The following is a 23,401-nucleotide window of genomic DNA, read 5'->3' as shown; positions in this document are numbered from 1 at the left end:
CCGGTACATCGTCTTCGCAGGTGACGACGGCGACGTACGGAGTCCCTACCGTGAGAGCGTGACCGAGACAAGCCAGACCTCGCTGCGGACCGAGCTCCGCATGGCCCGCGGCGCCCTCAGCGGGCTGCGGCACGACCTGATCACCGACGCCTTCGCCTTCCGGCCGATGGCGCCGCTGCGGGAAGGGCACGCGCTGCTCGCCCTGGTGCCGCGCAGGCTCCGGGGGTACGGGCGCTGGCTGCCGCACGCGGCGCTGACCGCCTTCACCTTCTTCCTGATGTTCGTCTCGCTGGAGAGCCAGGGCGGGCCGGGCGGCCTGGTGCTGGCGCTGCTGATCGCCGTGCCCCTGCTCACCACGATGTTCCGGCCGATCGGGGCGTGGTGGCTGTCCGTCGGGGCCACGGTGCTCACCGGCGTGTTCACCGGTGAATCGTGGTCGTCCACCTACCCGTGGACGGACACGAGCTTCGTCGCGCACCTGACGGTGCTGGCCGTGGTGGCGGCGCGCACCCGGGCGCGGGTGGCCGCCGAGATGTGGCTGCTCACCGCCGCCTTGGCGCTGGTCTTCCAGCCGCTGTCGGGCATGTACGGCTCGGACCCGTTCATCATGATCTTCCTCTCCGCCGTCGTGCTGTCGGTCGTGTCGGCGGTGCGCGGGCTGCGCCAGTCCCGGCAGGAGGTCGCCGCCCAGGTCGCCGTGACCGAGGTCGAGCGGACCCGGCGCACGCTGCTGGAGGAGCGCACGACCATCGCCCGCGAACTGCACGACGTCGTCGCCCACCACATGTCCGTGATCGCGATCCAGGCGGAGGCCGCGCCGTACCGCGTGGAGAACCCGCCCGAGGAGCTGACCAGGAGCTTCTCGATCATCCGCGAGAACGCCGTCATAGCCCTGACCGAGCTGCGCCGCGTCCTGGGCGTCGTACGCGCCGAGGACTACCAGGCCCCCGACGCGCCGCAGCCGACCCTCGCCGACCTCGACCGGCTCGTCGCCAATGTGCGCGAGGCGGGGCTGGACGTGGAGCGGACGGTGACCGGCGCGGTGCGCGAGCTGCCGCAGGGCGTGGAGCTGTCGGCGTACCGGATCATCCAGGAGGCACTGAGCAACACGCTGCGGCACGCGCCGGGCGCCGCCGCCCGGGTCGAGGTCAGCTACGTACTCGGCGGGCTCGGGCTGCGCGTCGTCAACGGCCCGCCGCGCGGGCTGGTCAAGCCCTCGCCGGGCGCCGGGCACGGGATCGCCGGCATGCGGGAGCGGGTGGCGATGCTGAGCGGCGAGATGACCGACGGGCCGGCCGAGGACGGCGGCTACGAGGTCACCGTGTTCATCCCGGTCCCCGGGGAGCGCGCATGAGCGGCGATATCATCCGGGTGCTGATCGCGGACGACCAGATGATGGTCCGCGAGGGCTTCTCGGTGCTGCTGGGCGCCCAGCCGGACATCGAGGTCGTCGGCGAGGCCGTCGACGGGCGGCAGGCGGTCGAGCAGGTCGCGGCGCTGCGGCCGGACGTCGTGCTGATGGACATCCGCATGCCGGAGCTCAACGGGCTGGAGGCCACCCGGGAGATCGTCGCCGCGGACGCCGACGCGAAGGTGCTGGTACTGACCACCTTCGACCTCGACGAGTACGTCTACCAGGCGCTGCGCGCGGGCGCGTCCGGCTTCCTGCTCAAGGACGCCTCGGCCCGCCAGCTCGCGGACGGCGTGCGGATCGTGGCGGCCGGCGACGCGCTGCTCGCCCCGGCGATCACCAGGCGGCTGATCACCGAGTTCAACCGGCTGGGCACTCCCCGGCCGCCCGCCCAGGACCGGGTGGGGGAGCTCACCGAACGTGAGACGGAGGTCCTGGTGCTGGTCGCCCAGGGGCTGTCCAACGCGGAGATCGCCGACCATCTGGTGGTCGCCGAGTCGACGGTCAAGACCCACGTGAGCCGGGTCCTGGTGAAGCTGGGGCTGCGCGACCGGACCCAGGCGGCGGTCTTCGCGTACGAGGCGCGGCTGGTCACCCCGGGCGGCTGAGCGGGCGGAGGGTAGTCTCCGCACATGAGCAGCACCGCCACCGCCTTCGATCCCTGGTCGCCGCAGTTCGTCGCCGACCCCTACCCGGCGTACGCCCGGCTGCGTGCCGAGGGGCGCGCGCACTGGTTCGAGCCGAGCGGGCAGTGGCTCATCCCGCACTTCGCGGACGTCAGCGCGCTGCTGCGGGACCGGCGGCTCGGGCGGACGTATCTGCACCGCTTCACCCACGAGGAGTTCGGCCGTACCGCGCCGCCGCCGGAGCACGAGCCCTTCACCACGCTCAACGGCAACGGTCTGCTCGACCTCGAGGCCCCCGACCACACCCGTATCCGGCGGCTGGTCTCCAAGGCCTTCACCCCGCGCACGGTCGAGCGGCTCACGCCGACCGTGCAGCGGCTCGCCGGGGAACTGGTGGAGCGGCTGGTCGCGGAGGGCGGCGGCGACCTCGTCGCCATGGTCGCGGAGCCGCTGCCGGTGGCCGTCATCGCCGAGATGCTGGGGATACCGGCCGCTGACCGGCACCTGCTGCGGCCCTGGTCGGCCGACATCGTCGGGATGTTCGAGCTCAATCCCTCCGAGGAGGCCGCGCGCAAGGCGGTCCGCGCCAGCGAGGAGTTCTCCGCCTACCTGCGCGAACTGATCGCCGAACGCCGCAAGGCGCCCGGCGAGGACCTGATCAGCGCGCTGATCGCGGCGCACGACGAGGGCGACCGGCTCAGCGAGCAGGAGATGGTCTCCACCTGCGTGCTGCTGCTGAACGCGGGCCACGAGGCGACCGTCAACACCACCGCCAACAGCTGGTGGACGCTGTTCCGGCACCCCGCGCAGTTGGCGGAGCTGCGGGCGGCACCGGAGGAGCTGCTGCCCTCGGCGATCGAGGAGCTGATGCGCTTCGACACCCCGCTGCAGATGTTCGAGCGCTGGGTGCTGGACGACATCGAGGTGGGCGGCACGGTGATCCCGCGCGGCAGCGAGGTGGCGCTGCTCTTCGGCTCCGCCAACCGCGACCCGGAGCGTTTCGCCGACCCCGACCGGCTTGACCTCTCCCGTGCCGACAACCCGCACATCACCTTCGGCGCCGGCATCCACTACTGCCTCGGAGCGCCGCTGGCCCGTATCGAGCTGGCCGCGTCCTTCACCGCGCTGCTGCGCCGCGCCCCGCGGCTGGAGCTCGTGGCGGAGCCCGCCTGGAACGAGGGCTACGTCATCCGGGGTCTGCGCGAGCTGCGCGTCACCTGCTAGGCCGTGTCGTCACATGAGCTCCCCCAGCTGACGCTGGGCGGTGCCCCCAGGTGCGGTGCATCGCAAGGCGGAGAGTCGCTCGTAGTGGGCTACTCGGACGATTCGACAACGCAGCGTGGGGGCACCTCCCAGCGGAGCTGGGGGAGCGTCGCCTAGTGGGGGCACCCCCGGCCGAAGGTTGGGGGAGGGCATTTGACGACACGGCCTAGGGCCGCCGGTCCCGCGGCTCACGCCGTGATGTCGCGCCGGCGCAGCGCCGCGAGGCCCAGGGCGGCGAGCGCGAGGGCCAGCACGGTGAGCACCGCCAGTGGGGCCACGGTGACGTCCGCCGAGGGCACCTTCGGCAGGTGCGTGAAGACGGACAGGTCCATCACCCAGGGCGAGAGCCTGAGCGCGGGCCCGTAGAGCCCGGTGGCGAGCGTCAGCGACGCCACCCCCCAGCTCGCCCGCGCGGCCTTCGGCGCCGCGCCGTACAGCAGCAGCGCCACCGCGGCCACGAACCAGACCGCGGGCAGCTGCACTAGGCCCGCCCCGGTCAGCCGGCCTATCTGACCCGCGGTGTCGCCGGTCGTCGCCCCGTAGCCGAGCCCCATGGTGAAGCCGGAGACGGCCATGAGGAGGACGGAACCGGCGAAGGCCAGCAGCGCATGGCCCGCGGCCCAGCGCACCCGGCCCACCCCCGTGGCGAGGACGGGCTCCGCGCGGCCGGAGTTCTCCTCGCCCTGGAGCCGGAGCACGGCCTGGACTGCGTAGATCGCGGCGATCATCCCCATCACCCCGGTCATGGAGGCGAGATAGGAGTCGACCAGCCCGGAGGCGCCGCCCATGTCGCGCATGACGTCGGCGAGCCGCTCGTTGTCCCGGACGAGGTCGGCGGCTCCGTCGGCGAGCCCGCCCAGCGCGGCACCGCCCACGGCGAAGCCAGCCGTCCACCCCCACAGGGAGCCGCGCTGCAGCCGCCAGGCCAGCCCCTGAGCGGTGCGCAGACGGCGACCGGCGGCGGCCGGACCGGGGCGGGGCGGCAGCAGGGAGGCGTCGATGTCGCGCCGGGCCACCAGGGCGTGGGCGACGGTGACGAGACCGGCGGCCCAGACCGCGAACAGGGCCGCCACCCACCAGCGTTCGTCCGCGAAGGGGCGGATGTTCTCCGCCCAGCCCAGCGGCGAGAGCCAGGTCAGGGTGCCGCTCCCGGCGTCGCCGACGGCGCGTGTCAGAAAGGCGAGGCCGAGGACCGCGCCCGAGATGCCCCGCGCCGCACGGGCGCTCTCCGTCAACTGCGCGGCGACGGCCGCGACCGCCGCGAAGGAGCAGCCCGCGCCGGCGAAGGCGATCCCGAAGGCGACCGCGCCCCGCGTGCCCTGCCCGAGCAGGGCCAGGGTGACCAGCAGCCCCAGGAGCAGGGACGCGCCGAAGCCGGTGACCAGGGCGGCGGCCAGCGGCGCCCGGCGTCCGACGGCGCCCGCGCCGACCAGCTCCAGCCGGCCGGCCTCCTCTTCCTCCCGGGTGTGCCGGACGACCAGCAGTATCGCCATCAGGCCCGCCAGCGCCGAGCCGAAGGCCATCATGCGCCAGGCCGTCAGGCCGCCGATGCCCGTGTCGAACACCGGCCCGTACAGGGCGCGCAGCGAGCCGTTGCCCGCGGTGCTCGCCGCGACCCCGGCGCGTTCCTCCGGGGTGTCGTAGAGGCCGCCGAAAGCGGAGGCGGTGGACGCGACCAGCAGCGCGATCGGCACGACCCACGCGGGGATCATGACGCGGTCCCTGCGCAGGGCGAGCCGGGTGAGCGTGCCCGTCCCGGTGAGGGCGTTCATCGCCGGGCCTCCGCGTCCGCCGCGAGGGCGCCGGTGGCGACGGCCGGGGCCGCAGGGTCGGCGGGGCCGTCGGGGCCGTCGGGGCCGTTCTCGTAGTGCCGCAGGAACAGCTCCTCCAGCGTCGGCGGAGTGCTGGTGAGACTGCGCACTCCCGTCTCGCCCAGCCGCCGCAACACGGCGTCGAGCTTGTCGGTGTCGACCTGCAGTCGCACGTGGTCGCCGCGCACCTCGAGGTCGTGCACGCCCGGCAGCCCGCCGAGGCCGTCCGCCCGGCCCGCCAGCTCCGCGGTGACCGAGGTGCGGGTGAGGTGCCGCAGCTCGCCGAGGCTCCCCGTCTCCACCGTGCGGCCGCCCCGGATGATGCTGACCCGGTCGCACAGCGCCTCGACCTCTCCGAGGATGTGACTGGAGAGCAGCACCGTCCGGCCGCGGTCGCGTTCCTCCCGGACGCACTCGCGGAAGACCTCCTCCATCAGCGGGTCGAGGCCGGAGGTGGGCTCGTCGAGTATCAGCAGGTCCACGTCGGAGGCGAACGCGGCGACGAGCGCCACCTTCTGACGGTTGCCCTTGGAGTACGCCCGCCCCTTCTTCGTCGGGTCCAGCTCGAAGCGCTCCAGCAACTGCCGCCTGCGCGCCTCGTCCAGCCCGCCGCGCAGCCGCCCCAGGAGGTCGATGGCCTCGCCCCCGCTGAGGTTGCGCCACAGGGTGACGTCACCCGGGACGTAGGCCAGGCGCCGGTGCAGCGTGACGGCGTCGCGCCACGGGTCGCCGCCGAGCAGCACGGCGGCCCCCCGGTCCGCCCGCAGCAGCCCGAGCAGGATGCGGATGGTGGTGGACTTGCCGGCGCCGTTGGGCCCCAGGAAGCCGTGCACCTCTCCCTCTTCGACGGCCAGGTCGAGGCCGTCCAGCGCGTGCGTGCGGCCGAAGGACTTGTGCAGTCCGGCCACACTGATTGCCTTCGTCATGATTCCGAACGTACAGTAGATTCACAAATTTGTGAAGTTAAGGAAGTGTATAAACTTCGGGACGGGAGGCGATGACGGTGGCGGAGGATTCCTTGGAGCCGATGACGTTCGTCGAGCGCTTCGCGGCGGAGCTGGTCGAGGCGGGCATGCAGCGCATGGCGGCGCGCGTGTTCGCGGCGCTCCTCGCCTCGGACACCGGCGTGCTGAGCGCCGCCGAGCTGTCCGAACGGCTCCAGGCCAGCCCGGCCGCCGTCTCCGGCGCGGTCCGCTACCTGGCGCAGGTCGGCATGCTCACCCGCGAACGCGAGCCGGGCTCACGGCGCGAGCGCTACCGGGTGCACAGCGACCAGTGGTACGAGACCTTCACCCGCCGCGACCAGGTACTCGCCCGCTGGGAGGGCACCCTGCGCTCCGGCATCGACGCCCTCGGCCCCGACACCCCCGCCGGCCGGCGGCTCGCGGAGACGGCGGCCTTCTTCGACTTCCTGCAGGACGAACTCGTGGACATGATGGCCCGCTGGCGCGAGCGCAAGTCGGAACTGCGCGAACAGGGCGTCCTGTGACGACCCTCCGGTCGGCCTAGTAGGCCGACCGCGGGACGGTCAGCCGCCAGGCCGAGGGCACCACGGTCCAGGTGCGGCGCCGGACCGGGCCGGCCGGCGCGGTGTCCGCCGTGTAGCGGAAGTCCCGGCCGGAGACGGTGACGCTCCGGGCGTGCACCGGCCCCGCGGGCGCCACACCCTCCCTGCGCACCAGCACCTCGGCGACGCCGGGCACCGCCGTGGAGACCGACACCTCCTCGACGCAGTCGTCCAGGTCGGCCAGCACCACCCCGTCCGCCTCGATCCGCAGCCGGTGGCCGCCGCGCATCCCCAGCCCCAGGTGCGGGGAGTGGCCGTTCAGGCTCAGCGTGCGGGCCAGTGAGCGGGCCCGCCGCTCCACCGGCGTCCACCAGGCGGGCGTCGCCGAGCCGATGCGCAGCGCGCCCAGCACGATGCCGCCGCTGTCGTCGAGCAGCAGGTCGAGCTCGCGCTCCGCCCCGTCCAGCACCGCGCGCGCCGCGCTCACCGCCCCGCCCGGCACGCCCAGCGCCCGCGCCAGCCCGGTGCGCCGTCCGACCGGCACCAGGCCGACGACGGCCTCGCCCAAACCCCGGGCCGAGTGCAGCGTCCGTACCGTGCGCAGCAGCGCCGCGTCGTCGCCCACGACCACCGGGCGCCGCCGGCCCCGGTGCTCCAGCACCCGGACGGCCTCCTCCTCGGACTCCGGAAGAGCGATCTTCACGGAGGGCGCTCCCCCGCACAGCACGTCCTTCGCGATGCGTACGGATTCGCCGTCCATGACGCGGGCGGCAGGGTCGATGACCACGAGCAGGGGCTGCCCGGACGGTCGCTGAGCCGACACCTTGGTCCTTCCTCAGGTAACATCTCGGTGCAAGAGCCCCTTGCGCTGCCTTGCGCCAGGGGCTTCGTCTATTTCCGGGGCACCGGTCCGACGGCTCTCCCCGCCATGGGGAGCCACGTTGGACATGCCCCGCCCGGAAGGGGTGTACGCCTGTGCCCGCACTTGTGCTGCTCGGTGCTCAGTGGGGTGATGAGGGCAAGGGAAAGGCCACCGACCTGCTCGGTGGCTCCGTGGACTACGTGGTGCGCTACCAGGGCGGCAACAACGCCGGCCACACGGTCGTCGTCGGCGACCAGAAGTACGCGCTCCACCTCCTGCCTTCCGGGATCCTGTCGCCGGGGTGCACCCCGGTCATCGGCAACGGGGTCGTCGTCGACCCGGCGGTCCTGCTCTCCGAGCTGAGCGGGCTGAACGAGCGCGGCGTCGACACGTCCAAGCTCGTCATCAGCGGTAACGCGCACCTGATCACGCCGTACCACCAGACGCTCGACAAGGTGACGGAACGCTTCCTCGGCAAGCGCAAGATCGGCACCACCGGCCGCGGCATCGGCCCCGCCTACGCCGACAAGATCAACCGCGTGGGCATCCGGGTCCAGGACCTCTTCGACGAGTCGATCCTCCGTCAGAAGGTCGAGGCGGCCCTCCACGACAAGAACCAGGTCCTGATCAAGATCTTCAACCGCCGTGCCATCAGCATCGACCAGGTGGTCGAGGAGTACCTGGGCTACGCGGAGCAGATCAAGGACTACGTCGCCGACACGACGCTGCTCCTCAACACCGCGCTCGACGAGGGCAAGGTCGTCCTCCTCGAGGGCGGCCAGGGCACCCTGCTGGACGTCGACCACGGCACGTACCCCTTCGTGACCTCGTCGAACCCGACGGCCGGCGGCGCCTGCACCGGCTCCGGCATCGGCCCCACCAAGATCAACCGGGTGATCGGCATCCTCAAGGCCTACACCACCCGCGTCGGCGCCGGCCCGTTCCCGACCGAGCTGTTCGACGCGGACGGCGAGGCGCTGCGCCGCATCGGCGGCGAGCGCGGCGTCACCACCGGCCGCGACCGCCGCTGCGGCTGGTTCGACGCGGTGATCGCCCGCTACGCGACCCGGGTCAACGGCCTCACCGACTTCTTCCTCACCAAGCTCGACGTGCTCACCGGCTGGGAGCAGATCCCGGTCTGCGTCGCCTACGAGATCGACGGCAAGCGCGTCGAGGAACTGCCGTTCAGCCAGACGGACTTCCACCACGCCAAGCCGGTCTACGAGACCCTGCCCGGGTGGAGCGAGGACATCAGCAAGGCGAAGACCTTCTCCGACCTGCCGAAGAACGCCCAGGCGTACGTCAAGGCGCTGGAGGAGATGTCCGGCGCCCCGATCTCGGCCATCGGCGTCGGCCCCGGCCGCACCGAGACCATCGAGATCAACTCCTTCCTCTGAGCGACGGCGGCGGCGCGCGCTACAACCTGTCGGCGCGCGTGGCCACCGTCATACAGGGTGCCAATGTCGTGCGCCCGGGCCGTTGCCTAGCCTGGGCGCATGACCCCTCCTTTCGCCGACCCCGAGACCGGTGCCGCCGTCAAGGCCGCCGACCGCGCCCACGTCTTCCACTCCTGGTCCGCGCAAGGCCTGATCGACCCGCTGCCGGTCGCCGGGGCCGAGGGCGCGTACTTCTGGGACTACGACGGCAACCGCTACCTGGACTTCACCAGCGGCCTGGTGTTCACCAACATCGGTTACCAGCACCCCGTGGTCGTCGCCGCCATCCAGGAGCAGGCCGCGAAGCTCGTCACCTTCGCGCCCGCCTTCGCCCTCGAGGCGCGCTCCGAGGCCGCCCGGCTGATCGCCGAGCGCACGCCCGGCGACCTGGACAAGATCTTCTTCACCAACGGCGGCGCCGAGGCCGTCGAGAACGCGGTACGGCTCGCCCGGCTGCACACCGGCCGCCCCAAGGTGCTCTCCGCGTACCGCTCGTACCACGGCGCCACCTCGGCCGCGATCAACCTCACCGGCGACCCGCGCCGCTGGCCCTCCGACAGCGGCTCGGCCGGCGTCGTCCACTTCTGGGCGCCGTTCCTCTACCGTTCGCCGTTCCACTCGGAGACCGAGGAACAGGAGCGCGACCGCGCGCTGCAGCACCTCGAGGACACCATCGTCTTCGAGGGCCCGCAGACCGTCGCCGCGATCGTCCTGGAGACGGTGCCCGGCACCGCGGGCATCATGGTGCCGCCGCCCGGGTACCTGGCCGGCGTCCGCGAGATCTGCGACCGGTACGGGATCGTCTTCGTCCTCGACGAGGTCATGGCCGGATTCGGCCGCACCGGCAGCTGGTTCGCCGCCGAGCGGTTCGACGTCATCCCCGACCTGCTCACCTTCGCCAAGGGCGTCAACTCCGGCTATGTGCCGCTCGGCGGTGTCGCGATCAGCGAGGAGATCGCCGCGACCTTCGCCACCCGCCCCTACCCGGGCGGTCTGACCTACTCCGGCCACCCGCTGGCCTGCGCCGCCGCCGTCGCCACGATCCGGGTGATGGAGGACGAGGGCGTCGTCGAGCACGCCGCCGCGCTCGGCGAGAAGGTGATCGGCCCGGGTGTGCGGGAGCTCGCCGAACGCCACCCTTCGGTCGGCGAGGTGCGGGGCCTCGGCGCCTTCTGGGCGGTGGAGCTGGTGCGCGACCGGGAGACCCGCGAGCCGCTCGTCCCCTACAACGCGGCAGGCGAGGCGAACGCCCCCATGGCGGCCTTCGCGGCGGCCTGCAAGAAGAGCGGCCTGTGGCCGTTCGTCAACATGAACCGCACCCATGTGGTGCCCGCCTGCAACATCACCGAGGCCGAGGCCAAGGAAGGGCTGGCGCTCCTGGACGCGGCGCTGGCCGTCGCCGACGAGCACACGCGCTGAGCGCGCCCCGGCGGGTGCCCGGGCCGTGGGTGAGCCGCACCACAGGTGTGGACCACTCGCGGCCCGGCCTCGCATAAGGTGTGGCGGAGCCGTAAGCGCACCGCCACATCTTGTAGGGAGGCACCGGCATGCCGGAAGGCCCAGCGGGCGGAACCGTCCGACGGAGCAGTCTGCGGCAGCAGATAGCCGACGCGCTCCGCGACGAGGTGCTCACCGGGCGGATGACGGCCGGGCGGCACTTCACGGTCAAGGAGATCGCGGAGCTGTACGGCGTGTCCGCCACCCCGGTCCGCGAGGCCCTGGTCGACCTGGCGGCGCAGGGGCTGCTCGACGTCGAGCACCACCGCGGCTTCCAGGTGCGGCGCTTCACCGACGCCGAGTTCCGCTCCATGGTCGAGGCGCGCACCCTCGTCGTCGAGGGGATCTTCCGCCGCATCGCCGCGCGCGGCATGCGCGAGGTGGACCCCAAGGAGCTGGCCTCCGTTCGGCGCCGGGCCGAGGCGGCGTCGCGCGCCTCCCGGGCCGGCGAGCTGGACGTCCTCATCGGCTACGACATCCGCTTCTGGCGCGAGCTGACCGCGCTGGCCGGCAACGCCCACGTCGGCGAGTTCCTCGACCGGATCCGCACCCAGACCTGGGTGTACGCGGTGCCCTATCTGCGCGGCCGGCCGGACGTGGCGGGTCTGTGCTGGTCGGACCACGTGGCCCTGGTCACCGCGATCGAGAAGCGGGACACGGAGGCGGCCCAGCGCGTCGTCGAGGAGTTCGACGACCATTCCCTCGCGCTCATGCGGCGACTGGCAGCGGGCCGGTAGGAACGGCCGCCGCCCACTACGCTGGTCCGACCACGCACGGAAGGACTTGGAGCGCCTGTGGCCTGCGACTTGTGGCTGGTTCCCCTGGTGGACGTGCTCTGCCACAGCCCCGACAACCCGTTCGCCGAGGAGATCGCCCGCTATGACAAGGCGTTGAACGACGCCGGCCTCCCCCCGGTGCCCGTCTACAGCTACATGCCGGGCCTGTCCGGCGACGTGGCCCCGGTCGCGGGCTTCGACTACGACGCGCTGCACTTCCTGCGCCGCGCCTACCTGCTGCACATCCAGGGCCTCGCGGTCGCCCCGGTCGACGAACTCGGCGGCGACTACGAGCAGTTGCTGGAGATGTTCGAGACCACCGCCCAGCAGTCGCACCTGGTCTGGCACTACGACCACGCGGGCGCGTACGTCCCCCTCGACTTCGCCCACCCGCTGGTCAACGACGAACTCCTCGACGCCGGGGGCCCGCTGGGCTCCGCCCACGGCCTGCTGCGCGAACTCGACTTCGTCGCCCCGGTGATCGGCATCGACCCGCGCAATCCGCCGCCCGCCCCGGCGCCGCCCGCCGGACCCACCGAGCTGGAGGAGCCGGCGGCCCCGCCCGCGCACCACGACGGCAGCCCCTTCGCGCGGGAGCGCCACGTATGGCTGGGGCTGCACGCGGCGGCGACGCGTGCGCTGGGTCAGGGTTCGATGATCGTCTTCAGTTAGGCCCGGGCCCGGGGGCGCTCCCGGCGGCGGTCAGCTCGCGCGGGGGCCCTCCGGTGGGCGCTGGCGCGGCATGCTCGGCCGTCCGCCGGGCAGCAGCGGGAACCGTCCGCCGCTGCCGGACGGGGCGCCCTCCGTGCCCCGGGTGCTCCCCGCCCAGGTGAGGGACTGGGTCCGCAGCGGGGCGGCGCCGGCCCGGAAGTCCACCATCCAGTCGGCGGTCTCGCAGCGCACGAGCTCCGAGACGTCCTCACTGAAGCGGCGCAGCACCGACAGGCAGCGCTCGGCGGCCTCGGCCGCCGTCCCCTCCGTCGGGCCCAGCACCTCGCGGACCGACTCGGACGCCCAGTCGAAGCGCAGCGCCTCCATCCGGCGCTGCACGGCCTGGGCGGTCGCCATGTCCCGCATCCAGCCGGCCGTCAGCCCGAGGTAGCGGTCCAGGCCCACGCACACGACGGCCAGCACCAGGGCGGCGTACGCCCAGCGGATGCGGCCGCCCGCGCCCATGACGGCCAGGACGGCGCCGGACGTCGCGAAGAGGGCCGCGCCGACCCGGAGCGACCGGGCCCAGCGGCGCTTGCGCAGGCGGTCGGCGAGGTACCACTCGACGGCGCGCAGGGCGTCCGCCTCCACCCAGCGGTAGAGCTCCTCCAGCCGCTCGGCCGGCTCCCCCCAGTCGCCGAGCGGGAACGGCAGCGCCCGCAGGTCCTCCTGCCTGTGCAGCGCGCGCCGCTTCGGCTCCTCCCGGGGGACCTCCTCGGGATACATGTCCGGCTGGCTCACCTGCACGCTCCCTCGCGACTTCCGATGACGAGGCACCTTCTTACCGCCGAACGGCTGACGCCGCGAGCGTCATCCGGCAGTTTCCGCCCTTACGAGTTGCTTGATCAGGTATGGGTCCGCGCCGCGGGCACCCGAAAGAGTGACCCGGCAGCCGTGGCGACCGGCCCGCGGGGCGGACGGCGTCAGCCGATACCCTGGGCACCGTGAACGTGCTTGTGATCGGCGGCGGAGCCCGCGAACACGCCCTGTGCCGTGCCCTTTCCCTCGACCCCGACGTGGAGTCGCTGCACTGCGCGCCCGGGAACGCCGGCATCGCCGAGGTGGCGGAGCTGCACGCGGTCGACGCCCTGGACGGCGCGGCCGTGGCGGATCTCGCCGAGCGGCTTGGCGCCGACCTCGTCGTGGTGGGCCCGGAGGCCCCCCTCGTGGCGGGTGTGGCCGACGCCGTGCGCGCCCGCGGCATCGACTGCTTCGGTCCGTCCGGGCAGGCCGCGGCCCTGGAGGGCTCGAAGGCGTTCGCCAAGGACGTGATGGCCGCGGCCGGCGTGCCGACCGCCCGCTCCTACGTGTGCACCACCCCCGCCGAGGTGGACGACGCGCTGGACGCCTTCGGCGCCCCGTACGTCGTGAAGGACGACGGCCTGGCCGCGGGCAAGGGCGTCGTGGTGACCGACGACCTGGAGGCCGCCCGGGCGCACGCCAACTCCTGCGAGCGCGTCGTCATCGAGGAGTACCTGGACGGCCCCGAGGTCTCCCTGTTCGCCGTCACCGACGGCGAGACGGTGGTCCCGCTGCAGCCCGCGCAGGACTTCAAGCGCGCCCACGACGCCGACGAGGGTCCCAACACCGGCGGCATGGGCGCGTACAGCCCGCTGCCGTGGGCCGATCCGCGGCTGGTCGAGGAGGTGGAGCGCACGGTGCTCCAGCCGACCGTCGACGAGCTGCGCCGCCGCGGCACCCCGTTCGCCGGACTGCTGTACGCGGGGCTGGCGATCACCTCGCGCGGTGTGCGGGTGATCGAGTTCAACGCGCGCTTCGGCGACCCGGAGACCCAGGTCGTGCTGGCCCGGCTGAGGACCCCGCTGGCGGGCCTGCTGCGCGCCGCTGCCGCCGGCCGGCTGGCCGACTTCCCGCCGCTGCGCTGGAGCGACGGCGCCGCGGTGACGGTGGTCGTCGCCTCCGAGAACTACCCCGGCACCCCGCGCACCGGCGACCCGATCACGGGCCTGGACGAGGTCGCGGAGCGGGACGAGCACGCCTACGTGCTGCACGCGGGCACGAAGGCGGACGCGGAGGGCCGCGTGGTGAGCGCCGGCGGCCGCGTACTGTCCGTCACGGCCACCGGTGCCGATCTGGCCGAGGCCAGGGAGCGCGCCTACCTGGCGGTGGGACGTATCGGGCTGAAGGGCTCGCACCACCGTTCGGATATCGCAGAGAAGGCCGCCCAGGCCTGAATCAGCGGGCAAGGCCACTCCAAGGGGTGATGCCTTCGCCATCCTGCTGACGTGAGCCCCGAGCCCAACTACTGTGCCCGGCAAGCGCACTGTGGAACCCCGCTGTCACCGCACTATCGGCCCTACCGGCATTGCGGCGTCGGTGGGCGGTGCGACAGTGGGGGCATGCAGTCGCGTCAGCAGCTTGGGGGTGAGCACACCGTTGGCCGGGGAAGCAGGTGAGGGTCACGCGCGGTCACGCGCGCTCGCCGTCCTGCGCATCCGCAGCGCCGCGCTGGCGGTCGCATTGCTGCCCGCGGCGGTGGCGGTCGTACTGCTGGTCGGCGGCGCGACGGGCCGCATCGTCGGCGACGCGTCCGAGGTGCTGCGCTGGGCGGTGGTCGCGGGTGCGCTGCTCGTGCTGCTGCTCGCGGCCGGTGTCGCGGCGGTGATCGTACGGGCCAGGCCGGCCGTGAGCCCGACCGTGGCCGTCTCCGAGGCGTCCGCCCCCGATCTGTACCGCATGGTGCGTGACCTGGCCGTTCGCCTGCAGGTGCCGGCCCCCTCGGCGATAGAACTGACCCCGGACTGCGACAGCTGGCTGGAGGACCGCACCCACCGGCGGCGGCGCAGCGCGCAGACCGAGGCGCCCGCGCTGGTCATCGGCTCGCCGTTCATGTGGTGGATGCGGGTCGCCGAGCTGCGCGCCCTGCTCGCCCCGGTCGTGGCGGGCACGGGCCCGGCCGCCGATCCGGACATCGCGGCCGCCCGCCGCTTCGTGCGCGGCCTGGACGCCGCGGTCGGCGTGGCCACCGCCCCTCGGGAGCCCTCGGCGGTCGGCCTCCTGCGCCGGCCCGCGTACGGGTTCCTGGGCTGGGTCGCCAGACTGCTGCTGCGCGGCTGCCGGGCACACGCGGCGGAGATGGAGCGCGCGGTGGCCGCCTCCGCCTCCGAGCGGGCCCAGGCCGTCGACTACGGGCTCCGCATCGTCGCCCAGGAGCAGGTGGGGCTGGCCTACGCGGGGTGGGACCGGCTGCTGACCCGGGTCGCGCTGCCCGCCTGGCGCATGGGGCGCTGGCCGTCCCGCCTCGACGCGGGCGTGGTCGCGGCCCTGACCGAGCTGTCCCGGCGGGACCGGCTGGCCGAGGGCTTCGAGACCCGCCTCGGCGAGCGCCCGGCGTGCGACCTGCTGGAGGAGCCCGGCACCGTGGACGAGGCGGCCTCGCTGCTCGCCGCCCGGCTGTTCCACGGCGGCCCTCGGCGGTCCGGCCCCGAGTGGGCGCCCGTCGGCTGGGACACCTACCCGCAGGAGGTCGTGGACCGCATCTGGCGCAGCGACGCCTCCCGCCTGGTCAGCGTCCTGGACGAGGTGCACGAGCCCGCGGGGGTCCCCGGGAGCCGGCGCATATCCGTGCCCTCCGGCGGGTCGAGGAGCGCCGTGGACGACTGCGGCGAGCCGGGGCGGGCGACCCTGGCCCGGGTGCTGGAGCGGCTCTCCGCGGGCGGCGGCGAGGAGCTGGCGGCCCGCATCACCCGGCACGTGGCCCGTGAGGAGGCCGTGCGCGAGGCGGCCGTGCGGGAGGAGTCTGCCGGCGAGGTCCCGCCCGAGGGCGCTTTCACGCCCGTCTACCATCTGCTCCCGCCGCGGACCGGCCGCGAGCTGCTCACCGACCACGTGACCGCGATGGTCTGCTGTGCCGCGGTGGACACCGCCGGCGCCGCCCCGGGCCTGGACTGGCTGGACGGACCGGCCCTGCTGGTCGGCGGGGTGCGCAAGGGAGACCTGGCCTGGCCCGTGCTCCGGCTCGTGGAGAACGGCGACGCCGCCCCGCTGCGTTCCTGGCTCAGTGCCGTGGGCGTACGCCCCGAGAAGCCGATACGGCTCATCTGACGGAAAATTGGCGGGGTTTGTCCGCCCCGGCGTGAAATCCTGGCGATAATGCACCACGAACAGTAACCAAGTCAGCGCATTGTGTGATGTGCTGGATGTGCGCACATGCACACCACCTCGGGGGACGACGAGGAGGGGACCATCGTGGTGAAGGAGCAGGTCCGCCGCTGGCAGTCCGGGGCACTGGCGCACGGGGTCACCGACCCCTTCGGGCAGGGCCCGGTGCCGTGGCTGCGTGGTGCGGAGCAGTATCTGGACGACACCGGCCAGGTCGTGCCCTGGTACGTCGACCTGGCGGCCAGCCGCGGGGAACCCGGGGGTTTTCCGGGCGGCACCGTGGGGCGCACGCCCCGCGTACCCGGTCCGCGCGCGGCGGACGACGTACGGTGCCAGGTCAAGGGCTTCGCGCCGGGCGCCTCCGTGGCCCCCGGCGACGCCATCGACTTCCGGATCACCGTCGACCCGCCGCAGATCTTCGGCATCGACGTCTACCGGATCGGCCACTACGGCGGGGACGGCGCCGCCCAGTTCACCTCCAGCCCCCGGTTGTCGGGGATCGTCCAGCCCACACCGCTCGCGGCCGGGCGCACGGTCTCCTGCCACCACTGGTGGCAGTCCTGGCGGCTGCAGGTGCCCTCGTACTGGAAGCCCGGCGCCTACGTCGCCGTCCTCACCACCCAGGACGGCTACCGCAGCCACATCCCGTTCACCGTGCGCGACGACCGGCCGGCCGATCTGCTCCTGCTGCTGCCCGACGTCACCTGGCAGGCGTACAACCTCTACCCCGAGGACGGCCGCACGGGCGCCAGCCTGTACCACGCGTGGGACGAGAAGGGCCGCCTGCTGGGCGAGGAGGAGGCCGCGGTGACCGTCTCCTTCGACCGCCCGTACGCGGGCGCGGGGCTCCCGCTGCACGTCGGCCACGCCTACGACTTCATCCGCTGGGCCGAGCGCTACGGCTACGACCTGGCCTACGCCGACGCCCGCGACCTGCACGCGGGGCGGATCGATCCTTCGCGCTACCGGGGCATGGTCTTCCCCGGTCACGACGAGTACTGGACGGTGCCCATGCGGCGCGCCGTCGAGGCGGCCCGGGACGGCGGCACCTCACTGGTCTTCCTGTCCGCCAACACCATGTACTGGCAGACCGAGCTGGGCCCCTCCCCGTCCGGCGACCCCGACCGGCTGCTCAGCTGCCGCAAGCGCCGCGGCTTCCCGCCGGGCCGCAGCGCCCTGTGGCGCGACATGGGCGAGCCCGAACAGCTGCTGATCGGCGTGCAGTACGCCGGCCGGGTGCCCGAACCGTCCCCGCTGGTGGTGCGGAACGCCGGCCACTGGCTGTGGGAGGCCACCGGCGCCGAGGAGGGCGACGAGATCCCGGGCCTGGTCGCGGGCGAGGCGGACCGTTACTTCCCGCGCACACCGCTGCCCGACTACATGGAGCGGATCCTGCTCGCGCACTCCCCGTACGAGGACTCGGCGGGCCGCCGCGCGCACCAGGAGACCTCCCTGTACCGGGCGCCGGGCGGGGCCCTGGTCTTCGCCTCCGGCACCTTCGCCTGGTCCCCGGCGCTGGACCGCCCGGGCCATGTCGACCCCCGCATCCAGCGCGCCACCGCCAACCTCCTGGACCACATCTGCAAGCACGGCTGACCCCGCGTCGCGCCCGACGGGCACCGGTACGGGAGAATCGGGAACCGAACCGCCGATCGGGGAGGACCCATGTCCGGATTCGTCCACAAGCCCGAGCCCGCGCAAGTACCGGGCCTGGTGCACCTGCACACCGGCAAGGTGCGCGAGCTGTACCAGAACGAGGCAGGGGAGCTGGTGATGGTCGCCAGTGACCGGATGTCCGCGTACGACTGGGTGCTGCCCACCGAGATCCCGGACAAGGGCCGCGTCCTGACCCGGTTGTCGCTGTGGTGGTTCGACCAGATCGCCGACCTGGTGCCGCACCATGTGCTGTCCACCGAGCTCCCCGAAGGCGCCCCCGCCGACTGGGAGGGACGGACGACCATCTGCAAGCCGCTCGACATGATCCCCGTCGAGTGCGTCGCGCGCGGCTACCTGGCCGGCTCCGGGCTGCTCGAGTACAACGCCGACCGCACGGTCTGCGGGGTGACCCTCCCCGAGGGCCTGGTGGACGGCTCGGAACTGCCCGCGCCGATCTTCACCCCGGCCACCAAGGCCGAGGTGGGCGAGCACGACGAGAACGTCAGCTACGAGGAGGTCGCCCGCCGGGTCGGCGCCGAGACCGCTGCGCAGCTGCGCCAGAGCACCCTCGCGGTCTACGGCCGGGCCCGGGACATCGCCCGTGAGCGCGGCATCCTCCTGGCGGACACCAAGTTCGAGTTCGGCTTCGACGGTGACGTGCTGACCATCGCCGACGAGGTGCTGACCCCGGACTCGTCGCGCTTCTGGCCCGCCGACCTGTGGGAGCCGGGCCACGCCCAGCCCTCCTACGACAAGCAGTTCGTCCGCGACTGGCTGACCTCCGCCGAGTCCGGCTGGGACCGCCGCAGCGAGCAGCCCCCGCCGCCCCTGCCGGAGCAGGTGGTGGAGCAGACCCGCGCCAAGTACATCGAGGCGTACGAGCGGCTCACCGGCCTCAGCTGGTAGCCCGTCCACGGCCCGCGTGCCCGCCGCCTCTCTCCGTGCGGCGGGGATGCGGCGGGTACGCGGCGGGCGTGAGGCGGGCATGAGAGGGGCGTGAGGCGGGGGCGCCGTCCGCGTGCGCTGACCGCGCCGACGCCGAACGGCCCAGCCGTCCCAGGAACACCGAAGGCCCCGGTCGTCACGACCGGGGCCTTCCAGTTGAGCGGACGACGAGGCTCGAACTCGCGACCTCAACCTTGGCAAGGTTGCGCTCTACCAACTGAGCTACGTCCGCCTGCTCCGCGCGTTCCCGTGCGGTGCGTCATCCACTATAGCCAACCCCCGGGGCCTTGGGCACACACCCCGGCACGGCGGGTTGCCCGCGGCGTGTCCCGCGTCGTGTCCCGCGGCGCCCGCCAGGGGCGCACCGCGCGGGCGAGGGCCCCTTGGCGGGCCTGCGGGCGGCCGCCGCCGTGTTCACCGGCGGACGCCAACTCCGGTTCCACCGCGTACCGCAGGGCCGCCTGAGGCGCGCTCGGGCCGCCCGCTGCGGATCCGCCCCGGAGCACGCGGGGGCGCCGCGTCGCGGCGATCACCGCCCGTCGGAGGGGAGTTCGGGTGTCCACCGTGTGGGCACCGTCACACCGCGGGTGCCGGCCGGGAAAACGAAGAAGACCCCGGTCGATGATTCGACCGGGGTCTTCTTTCAAGAGCGGACGACGAGATTCGAACTCGCGACCCTCACCTTGGCAAGGTGATGCTCTACCAACTGAGCCACGTCCGCACGGCGACTACTGTACCCGATCCTCAGGATCGGTCGAGCAATCAGAGCGGGTGACAGGGATCGCACACTGCGCCTTCCCCCTGGAAGGGGGATGTTCTGCTACTGAACTACACCCGCGTGGCCCGGGAGCCCGGCCTTTCGGCCTGCCCTCGGCGTGCTCCAGACTCTAGCGGATCAACGGGGGTCGCTGTCCAATCGCTTCTTCCGGGTGATTCCCGGGCGGCGCCCCCGCTTTCGGGCCGGGACGCCGCCCGGTGGATCACCCGGCCTCGGCGTACGCCTCGTAGAGCTTCTTGGGGATGCGGCCGCGCGGCGGCACGTCGAAGCCCCGGGAGAGCGCCCAGGCGCGCACGGCGGCCGGGTCGGGGGCGAGCGAGGTGTGCTTGAAGGCCTTGCCGAGCCGGCTGCGGCGGCGGCCCGCCTCGACGTAGGGCGCGAGGGCCTCACGGAGCTTCTCGGCGTTGCCGGCGGACAGGTCGATCTCGTACGACTTGCCGTCGAGGCCGAAAGAGACCGTTTCCGCCGCTTCACCGCCGTCGAGGTCGTCGGAGAGCGTGACCACTACGCGCTGCGCCATGGATGCCGGTCCTTTCAATGGAGAAGGCCTGAGGCCTGCGTTGGCCCCGTTGTTGTATCGAAGGCTCAGGGCCGGGGTCAATGCTTTTCCATTTACCGGTCCGGTCTTTTTCGCCGCAACCGCTCGGCCAATTCCTCCGGGCGTCCCGGAGGCAATCCGGCCGGTGGATATACCGTGACCATCCTGGAATATCTACCCGCGTAGATTTTTCGGCGGGGTACGGTGGGGACATCTCACCGCAGCACACCACCGGGAGTGACCGTGGCACGCGTCGTAGTCGACGTCATGCTCAAGCCGGAGATCCTCGACCCCCAGGGCCAGGCAGTGCAGCGTGCGCTGCCGCGTCTCGGGTTCGAGGGAATCGCCGACGTCCGCCAGGGCAAGCGTTTTGAGCTCGAACTGGAGGGGCCGGTCGACGACGCCGCCCTCGCCCGTATCCGCGAGATGGCCGAGACCTTCCTCGCCAACACCGTGATCGAGGACTTCACCGTGAAGGTGGAGTCGTGACCGCACGTATCGGTGTCGTCACCTTCCCCGGGACGCTCGACGACCGGGACACCCAGCGCGCGGTCCGCGTCGCCGGCGCCGAACCGGTGCCGCTGTGGCACCGTGACAAGGATCTCCACCAGGTGGACGCCGTCGTCCTGCCCGGTGGATTCAGTTACGGCGACTATCTCCGGGCCGGGGCGATTTCCCGCTTCTCGCCCGTGATGGAGTCGATCATCGCCGGTGCCAAGGACGGGCTTCCGGTCCTCGGTATCTGCAACGGCTTCCAGGTGCTCACCGAGACGCATCTGCTGCCGGGCGCGATGCTGCGCAACAATCACCTGCACTTCATCTGCAGGGACCAGAAGCTGCGCGTCGAGAACAACTCGACCTCCTGGACCGCCGATTACGAGCAGGGCCAGGAGATCAGCATCCCGCTGAAGAACATCGACGGCCGCTACGTCGCCGACGAGCGCGTCCTCGACGAGCTGGAGGCGGAGGGCCGAGTGGTGTTCCGCTACGCGGACTGGAACCCCAATGGCTCGCTCCGGGACATCGCCGGCATCACCAACGCCGCGGGCAATGTCGTGGGCCTCATGCCGCATCCCGAGCACGCCGTCGAGTCGCTGATCGGGACCGGCCGCACGGACGGCCTCGGATTCTTCACCTCGATCCTCAAGAAGCTGGTTCACGCGTCATGACACTCGATTCCGTGAAGCACGCCACCGAGACTCCGGACACCGAGCAGCCGTGGGCCGAACTCGGTCTGAAGCAGGACGAGTACGACCGCATCCGCGAGATCCTCGGGCGCCGTCCCACCGGTGCCGAGCTCGCCATGTACTCCGTCATGTGGTCCGAGCACTGCTCGTACAAGAGCAGCAAGATCCACCTGCGCCAGTTCGGCGAGAAGGCCCCCGCCAACGACGCGCTGCTCGTCGGCATCGGTGAGAACGCCGGTGTCGTGGACGTCGGCCAGGGCTACGCGGTCACCTTCAAGGTCGAGTCGCACAACCACCCCTCGTACATCGAGCCCTACCAGGGCGCGGCCACCGGCGTCGGCGGCATCGTCCGCGACATCCTCGCCATGGGCGCCCGCCCGGTCGCCGTCATGGACCCGCTGCGCTTCGGCGCGCCGGACCACCCCGACACCAAGCGCGTCCTGCCGGGCGTCGTCGCGGGCGTCGGCGGCTACGGCAACTGCCTGGGCCTGCCCAACATCGGCGGCGAGGTCGTCTTCGACGCCTGCTACCAGGGCAACCCGCTGGTCAACGCCCTGTGCGTCGGTGTGATGAAGCACGAGGACATCCACCTGGCCAAGGCCTCCGGGGCCGGCAACAAGGTCATCCTCTACGGCGCCCGCACCGGCGGCGACGGCATCGGCGGCGTCTCCGTGCTCGCGTCCGAGACCTTCTCCGACACCGGCCCGACCAAGCGCCCCGCCGTGCAGGTCGGCGACCCCTTCCAGGAGAAGCTGCTCATCGAGTGCACCCTGGAGATCTTCAAGGAGAAGCTGGTCGCCGGCATCCAGGACCTCGGCGGCGCCGGTCTGTCCTGCGCCACCTCCGAGCTGGCGTCGGCCGGCTCCGGCGGCATGCGGGTCGAGCTGGACACCGTGCCGCTGCGCGACGCGACGCTCTCGCCGGAGGAGATCCTCATGAGCGAGTCGCAGGAGCGCATGTGCGCGATCGTCGAGCCGCGGTACGTCGACCGCTTCCTGGAGATCTGCGAGAAGTGGGACGTGATCGCCACCGTCATCGGTGAGGTCACCGACGGCGACCGGCTGGAGATCTTCTGGCACGGCGAGCAGATCGTCGACGTCCCGCCGCGCACCGTCGCCCACGAGGGCCCGGTCTACGAGCGCCCCTACGCCCGCCCCGCGTGGCAGGACGCGCTCCAGGCCGACGACGCCAACAAGCTGCCGCGCCCCGGGTCCGCCGAGGAACTGCGCGCCCAGGTCCTGACCATGGTCGCGCACCCCAACCAGGCCTCCAAGGCGTGGATCACGGACCAGTACGACCGCTTCGTGCAGGGCAACACCGTGCTGGCGCAGCCGGAGGACTCCGGCATGATCCGCATCGACGAGGACACCAACCTCGGCGTCGCGGTCGCCACCGACGGCAACGGCCGCTACGCCAAGCTCGACCCGTACACCGGCGCGCAGCTGGCGCTCGCGGAGGCGTACCGCAACGTCGCCACCAGCGGCGCCAAGCCGCTGGCGGTCTCGGACTGCCTCAACTTCGGCTCGCCCGAGGACCCGGCCGCGATGTGGCAGTTCGCCGAGGCCTGCCGCGGCCTCGCCGACGGCTGCCTGGAGCTGGGCACGCCGGTCACCGGTGGCAACGTCTCGCTCTACAACCAGACCGGCGACGTCGCCATCCACCCGACCCCCGTCGTGGCGGTGCTCGGCGTGATCGACGACGTCACGCGCCGCACCCCGGTCGCCTTCAAGGACCAGGGCCAGCTGCTCTACCTGCTGGGCGACACCAAGGAGGAGCTGGGCGGCTCCGCCTGGTCCCAGGCGGTCCACGACCACCTCGGCGGACTGCCGCCGGCGGTCGACCTGGAGCGCGAGAAGCTGCTCGGCGAGATCCTCATCTCGGCCTCCCGGGACGGCATGGTCGACGCGGCCCACGACCTGTCGGACGGCGGGCTGATCCAGGCCGTCGTCGAGTCCTGCCTGCGCGGCGGCAACGGCGCGCGGCTGGTCGTGCCGGACGGCCTCGACCCGTTCGTGTTCCTCTTCTCGGAGTCGGCGGGCCGGGCGGTCGTCTCGGTGCCGCGCAGCGAGGAGCTCCGCTTCACCGACATGTGCGGCGCGCGCGGTCTGCCCGCGACGCGGATCGGTGTCGTCGACGGCGACGCGGTCGAGCTGCAGGGCGAGTTCGGCATCACGCTGGACGAGCTCCGTACGGCTCACGAGGGTACGATCCCGGCCCTTCTGGCCTGATCCGTCCGCCCTCCACGCGCCCCCGTGCCGCCAGGCGCGGGGGCGCT

The 23,401-nt window shown here is 72.7% G+C and carries 20 protein-coding genes and 3 tRNA genes; 15 read left to right on the top strand and 8 right to left on the bottom strand.

Features of this window, described 5'->3' with window-relative positions; all coding sequences use genetic code 11:
• The first annotated feature begins 58 nt into the window (after positions 1-58).
• The 3 genes from CHF15_RS06690 to CHF15_RS06680 are packed head-to-tail and all read left to right on the top strand — an operon-like array spanning position 59 to position 3,261.
• The gene (locus CHF15_RS06690; protein ID WP_089222655.1) at positions 59-1,354 is read left to right on the top strand and encodes a sensor histidine kinase; all 1,296 of its coding nucleotides are present in this window, start codon (positions 59-61) and stop codon (positions 1,352-1,354) included.
• Entirely contained in the window at positions 1,351-2,019 is a 669-nt protein-coding gene (locus CHF15_RS06685; RefSeq protein ID WP_089222654.1) for a response regulator, read from the top strand. The genes CHF15_RS06690 and CHF15_RS06685 overlap by 4 nt, the downstream gene beginning before the upstream one ends.
• Positions 2,020-2,043: 24 nt before the next feature.
• Positions 2,044-3,261 carry a cytochrome P450 gene (locus CHF15_RS06680; RefSeq protein WP_089222653.1) on the top strand — a complete coding sequence of 406 codons (1,218 nt, stop codon included), beginning with the start codon at positions 2,044-2,046 and terminating at the stop codon, positions 3,259-3,261.
• 227 nt (positions 3,262-3,488) lie between these two features.
• Here CHF15_RS06680 and CHF15_RS06675 read toward each other — a convergent pair whose 3' ends face one another.
• Together CHF15_RS06675 and CHF15_RS06670 are read right to left on the bottom strand one after the other, a co-directional pair.
• Positions 3,489-5,072: an ABC transporter permease gene (locus CHF15_RS06675; protein WP_089222652.1), complete on the bottom strand. Its 1,584-nt coding sequence runs from the start codon at positions 5,070-5,072 to the stop codon at positions 3,489-3,491.
• Positions 5,069-6,037, bottom strand: coding sequence for an ABC transporter ATP-binding protein (locus tag CHF15_RS06670; protein ID WP_089222651.1), 969 nt, complete (start codon positions 6,035-6,037; stop codon positions 5,069-5,071). Before CHF15_RS06670 ends, CHF15_RS06675 begins: the two co-directional genes overlap by 4 nt.
• A 101-nt stretch (positions 6,038-6,138) precedes the next feature.
• On the opposite strand from CHF15_RS06670, the gene CHF15_RS06665 reads away from it, so the two are divergent.
• Positions 6,139-6,600 (top strand): GbsR/MarR family transcriptional regulator, encoded by a 462-nt coding sequence (locus CHF15_RS06665; protein WP_245938691.1) that lies wholly within the window; start codon positions 6,139-6,141, stop codon positions 6,598-6,600.
• Positions 6,601-6,616: 16 nt separating this feature from the next.
• Here CHF15_RS06665 and CHF15_RS06660 read toward each other — a convergent pair whose 3' ends face one another.
• Positions 6,617-7,405 carry a diacylglycerol kinase catalytic domain-containing protein gene (locus tag CHF15_RS06660; RefSeq protein ID WP_089222649.1) on the bottom strand — a complete coding sequence of 263 codons (789 nt, stop codon included), beginning with the start codon at positions 7,403-7,405 and terminating at the stop codon, positions 6,617-6,619.
• Between the two features lie 188 nt (positions 7,406-7,593).
• On the opposite strand from CHF15_RS06660, the gene CHF15_RS06655 reads away from it, so the two are divergent.
• The 4 genes from CHF15_RS06655 to CHF15_RS06640 all read left to right on the top strand — a co-directional run bounded on the left by CHF15_RS06655 (position 7,594) and on the right by CHF15_RS06640 (position 11,861).
• Positions 7,594-8,877: an adenylosuccinate synthase gene (locus tag CHF15_RS06655; RefSeq protein WP_089222648.1), complete on the top strand. Its 1,284-nt coding sequence runs from the start codon at positions 7,594-7,596 to the stop codon at positions 8,875-8,877.
• 99 nt (positions 8,878-8,976) lie between these two features.
• Positions 8,977-10,335, top strand: a complete 1,359-nt coding sequence (locus CHF15_RS06650) for an aspartate aminotransferase family protein (RefSeq protein WP_089222647.1) — start codon at positions 8,977-8,979, stop codon at positions 10,333-10,335.
• Positions 10,336-10,463: 128 nt separating this feature from the next.
• Positions 10,464-11,150 carry a GntR family transcriptional regulator gene (locus CHF15_RS06645; RefSeq protein ID WP_089222646.1) on the top strand — a complete coding sequence of 229 codons (687 nt, stop codon included), beginning with the start codon at positions 10,464-10,466 and terminating at the stop codon, positions 11,148-11,150.
• Between the two features lie 57 nt (positions 11,151-11,207).
• Positions 11,208-11,861: a hypothetical protein gene (locus CHF15_RS06640; protein WP_089222645.1), complete on the top strand. Its 654-nt coding sequence runs from the start codon at positions 11,208-11,210 to the stop codon at positions 11,859-11,861.
• 30 nt (positions 11,862-11,891) lie between these two features.
• On the opposite strand, the gene CHF15_RS06635 is transcribed toward CHF15_RS06640, so the two are convergent.
• Entirely contained in the window at positions 11,892-12,641 is a 750-nt protein-coding gene (locus CHF15_RS06635; protein ID WP_179279677.1) for an SLATT domain-containing protein, read from the bottom strand.
• Positions 12,642-12,844: 203 nt separating this feature from the next.
• On the opposite strand from CHF15_RS06635, the gene purD reads away from it, so the two are divergent.
• The 4 genes from purD (at position 12,845) to CHF15_RS06615 (ending at position 18,584) form a co-directional block, all read left to right on the top strand.
• Complete coding sequence (gene purD / locus CHF15_RS06630) at positions 12,845-14,095, top strand: phosphoribosylamine--glycine ligase (RefSeq protein ID WP_089222643.1); 1,251 nt, start codon at positions 12,845-12,847, stop codon at positions 14,093-14,095.
• A 190-nt stretch (positions 14,096-14,285) separates the two neighbouring features.
• On the top strand, positions 14,286-15,965 hold the full coding sequence (locus tag CHF15_RS06625; RefSeq protein WP_245938690.1) for a hypothetical protein: 1,680 nt from the start codon (positions 14,286-14,288) through the stop codon (positions 15,963-15,965).
• A 105-nt stretch (positions 15,966-16,070) separates the two neighbouring features.
• The gene (locus tag CHF15_RS06620) at positions 16,071-17,618 is read left to right on the top strand and encodes a N,N-dimethylformamidase beta subunit family domain-containing protein (protein ID WP_410169622.1); all 1,548 of its coding nucleotides are present in this window, start codon (positions 16,071-16,073) and stop codon (positions 17,616-17,618) included.
• A 69-nt stretch (positions 17,619-17,687) separates the two neighbouring features.
• Positions 17,688-18,584, top strand: a complete 897-nt coding sequence (locus CHF15_RS06615; RefSeq protein WP_089222641.1) for a phosphoribosylaminoimidazolesuccinocarboxamide synthase — start codon at positions 17,688-17,690, stop codon at positions 18,582-18,584.
• Positions 18,585-18,782: 198 nt separating this feature from the next.
• Here the strand turns inward: CHF15_RS06615 and CHF15_RS06610 are convergent.
• From CHF15_RS06610 to CHF15_RS06595, 4 genes are all read right to left on the bottom strand, one after another.
• A tRNA-Gly gene (locus tag CHF15_RS06610) sits at positions 18,783-18,855 on the bottom strand.
• A gap of 416 nt (positions 18,856-19,271) precedes the next feature.
• A tRNA-Gly gene (locus tag CHF15_RS06605) sits at positions 19,272-19,344 on the bottom strand.
• A gap of 45 nt (positions 19,345-19,389) precedes the next feature.
• A tRNA-Gly gene (locus CHF15_RS06600) sits at positions 19,390-19,461 on the bottom strand.
• A 142-nt stretch (positions 19,462-19,603) separates the two neighbouring features.
• On the bottom strand, positions 19,604-19,921 hold the full coding sequence (locus tag CHF15_RS06595) for a histone-like nucleoid-structuring protein Lsr2 (protein ID WP_089222640.1): 318 nt from the start codon (positions 19,919-19,921) through the stop codon (positions 19,604-19,606).
• A 261-nt stretch (positions 19,922-20,182) separates the two neighbouring features.
• Here CHF15_RS06595 and purS point away from each other — a divergent pair, with 261 nt between their 5' ends.
• The 3 genes from purS to purL are packed head-to-tail and all read left to right on the top strand — an operon-like array spanning position 20,183 to position 23,354.
• Positions 20,183-20,428, top strand: a complete 246-nt coding sequence (purS, locus tag CHF15_RS06590; RefSeq protein ID WP_089222639.1) for a phosphoribosylformylglycinamidine synthase subunit PurS — start codon at positions 20,183-20,185, stop codon at positions 20,426-20,428.
• The gene (purQ, locus tag CHF15_RS06585) at positions 20,425-21,108 is read left to right on the top strand and encodes a phosphoribosylformylglycinamidine synthase subunit PurQ (protein WP_089222638.1); all 684 of its coding nucleotides are present in this window, start codon (positions 20,425-20,427) and stop codon (positions 21,106-21,108) included. The genes purS and purQ overlap by 4 nt, the downstream gene beginning before the upstream one ends.
• Positions 21,105-23,354 carry a phosphoribosylformylglycinamidine synthase subunit PurL gene (purL, locus tag CHF15_RS06580; RefSeq protein WP_089222637.1) on the top strand — a complete coding sequence of 750 codons (2,250 nt, stop codon included), beginning with the start codon at positions 21,105-21,107 and terminating at the stop codon, positions 23,352-23,354. Before purQ ends, purL begins: the two co-directional genes overlap by 4 nt.
• Positions 23,355-23,401 lie beyond the last annotated feature (47 nt).

This window comes from Actinacidiphila glaucinigra, from assembly GCF_900188405.1.
Lineage (GTDB): Bacteria > Actinomycetota > Actinomycetes > Streptomycetales > Streptomycetaceae > Actinacidiphila > Actinacidiphila glaucinigra.
Note: the sequence above shows the minus strand (reverse complement) of the source record. Positions and strands in the feature narration are given on the sequence as shown.

Excerpts from the sequence above, each read along its gene's own strand:
- CHF15_RS06645 (WP_089222646.1), top strand. The coding sequence starts at position 10,464 with ATGCCGGAAGGCCCAGCGGGCGGAACCGTCCGACGGAGCAGTCTGCGG.
- CHF15_RS06675 (WP_089222652.1), bottom strand. The coding sequence starts at position 5,072 with ATGAACGCCCTCACCGGGACGGGCACGCTCACCCGGCTCGCCCTGCGC.
- CHF15_RS06685 (WP_089222654.1), top strand. The coding sequence starts at position 1,351 with ATGAGCGGCGATATCATCCGGGTGCTGATCGCGGACGACCAGATGATG.
- CHF15_RS06650 (WP_089222647.1), top strand. The coding sequence starts at position 8,977 with ATGACCCCTCCTTTCGCCGACCCCGAGACCGGTGCCGCCGTCAAGGCC.
- CHF15_RS06680 (WP_089222653.1), top strand. The coding sequence starts at position 2,044 with ATGAGCAGCACCGCCACCGCCTTCGATCCCTGGTCGCCGCAGTTCGTC.
- purL (WP_089222637.1), top strand. The coding sequence starts at position 21,105 with ATGACACTCGATTCCGTGAAGCACGCCACCGAGACTCCGGACACCGAG.
- CHF15_RS06670 (WP_089222651.1), bottom strand. The coding sequence starts at position 6,037 with ATGACGAAGGCAATCAGTGTGGCCGGACTGCACAAGTCCTTCGGCCGC.
- CHF15_RS06620 (WP_410169622.1), top strand. The coding sequence starts at position 16,071 with ATGCACACCACCTCGGGGGACGACGAGGAGGGGACCATCGTGGTGAAG.
- CHF15_RS06665 (WP_245938691.1), top strand. The coding sequence starts at position 6,139 with ATGACGTTCGTCGAGCGCTTCGCGGCGGAGCTGGTCGAGGCGGGCATG.
- CHF15_RS06615 (WP_089222641.1), top strand. The coding sequence starts at position 17,688 with ATGTCCGGATTCGTCCACAAGCCCGAGCCCGCGCAAGTACCGGGCCTG.
- CHF15_RS06595 (WP_089222640.1), bottom strand. The coding sequence starts at position 19,921 with ATGGCGCAGCGCGTAGTGGTCACGCTCTCCGACGACCTCGACGGCGGT.